Genomic DNA, 1,778 nt, shown 5'->3' with positions numbered 1-1,778 from the left:
CATGAGCGTCCCCAATTTTTACCCTTCTGCTGAATAAGTCCTTGTTCTGAGACCCGTCAAACGGCAAATCCTGAGCCATGGGCACCCTGAAGGCCGTTCTCGGTCCGACCAACACCGGCAAGACGCATTACGCCATCGAGCGGATGATGGGTCATGGCACCGGCATGATCGGCCTGCCGCTTCGCCTGCTCGCGCGCGAGGTGTATGACCGGGTCGTGAAGGCGAAGGGCGAGAAGGCCGTCGCGCTGATCACCGGCGAGGAGCGGATTGAACCGCCGCAGGCGCGCTACTGGGTCTGCACGGTGGAATCCATGCCGGTGCAGAAACGGGTCGAATTTCTGGCCATCGACGAAATCCAGCTCGCCGAGGATGATGATCGCGGCCACGTCTTCACAGACCGCATCCTCAAGGCGCGCGGCACGGTAGAGACGATGCTGCTCGGCGCAGAGACCATGCGCGGCGTGCTGCGTGAGCTTGATCTCGATGTCTCAACGGATACCCGAGAACGCTTTTCCGAACTTCATTATGCCGGCCCGGCCAAGGTCACCAAACTGCCCAAGCGCACGTCGGTCGTCGCCTTCTCGACAGAGCAGGTCTACGCCATTGGCGAGCTGTTGAAACGCCAGAAGGGCGGGGCCGCCATCGTGATGGGAGCCCTCAGCCCGCGCACCCGGAATGCCCAGGTCGCCCTCTATCAGTCCGGCGAGGTGGACTATCTCGTCGCCACAGACGCGATCGGCATGGGCCTCAATCTCGATGTCGAGCGGATTGCCTTTGCGGCCCGCTCCAAGTTTGACGGGCGGCGGCGGCGCTTTCTCTCGGCGGCCGAGTGCGGCCAGATCGCTGGCCGGGCTGGCCGCTTCCGCACAGATGGCGAATTTGGCGAGACAGGCGACTGCCCACCCTTCGAGGAAGAGATCTACCGCGCCATCGAGGAAAACCGCTTCGATCCGGTCGATGAGCTGCAATGGCGCAATTCCGATCTCGATTACCGCTCGATCAAAACGCTGATTGCGAGCCTGGCGCGACCATCCGGCCACCCGGCCCTGCGCCAGAACCCGCATGCGCTCGATGAATGGGTGCTGCGCCGCATGGCCGAAGATGGAGACATTGGCCCTGAGGTGCGCGGCGAACGGAAGGTCCGCCGCCTCTGGGATCTCGCGCGCCTGCCCGATTTCCGCAAAGCCGGCCATGAAGGCCATGGGCGCCTCGTCCTCGGCCTTGCTGAAACGCTGGCCGACCCTGATGCCCGCCTTGGCGACACGGCCATGGCGCTGCGCATGGAGAACCTCGAAGCCAATGTGCCTGATATTGCGAGCCTCCAGCACAGGCTTGCCATGATCCGCACCTGGACCTATGCCGCCCACCGTGAAGACTGGCTGGAAAACCCGGCCTACTGGCGGGACAAGACGCGTGAAATCGAGGACAGATTGTCAGATGCCCTTCACGCCGCGCTCACATTGCGCTTTGTTGACCGCAGAACGACGGCCCTGCTCGCGGGCCTCAATAGGGAAGACCTGCTTGTGACCGAATTGTCTGACACCGGCGAAGTAACCGTAGAAGGCCACGTTGTCGGCAAGCTTGTCGGCCTGCATTTCGAGCCTGCCTCAACCGCGCAGACGCTCGAAGGCAAGGCTGTGCGGTCTGCCGCTGTAACCGCACTCGTCCCGATCATGGCAGAGCGGCTTGGCGAGATCGCGGGCGCGCCCGCAGAGGCTTTCGCGCTGACAGATGCCGGCACGATCAGCTGGAAAGAGGCTGAAGTCGCGCGCCTCCTG

General features: G+C 63.3%; 1 protein-coding gene. It reads left to right on the top strand.

Features of this window, described 5'->3' with window-relative positions; all coding sequences use genetic code 11:
• Positions 1–77: 77 nt before the first annotated feature.
• Positions 78–1,778, top strand: a 1,701-nt coding sequence (locus WA989_RS02075) for a helicase-related protein (RefSeq protein WP_424338870.1), incomplete at its 3' end; no start/stop codon positions are given.

The sequence above is a fragment of the Henriciella sp. genome, assembly GCF_049649345.1.
GTDB lineage: Bacteria > Pseudomonadota > Alphaproteobacteria > Caulobacterales > Hyphomonadaceae > Henriciella.
Note: the sequence above shows the minus strand (reverse complement) of the source record. Positions and strands in the feature narration are given on the sequence as shown.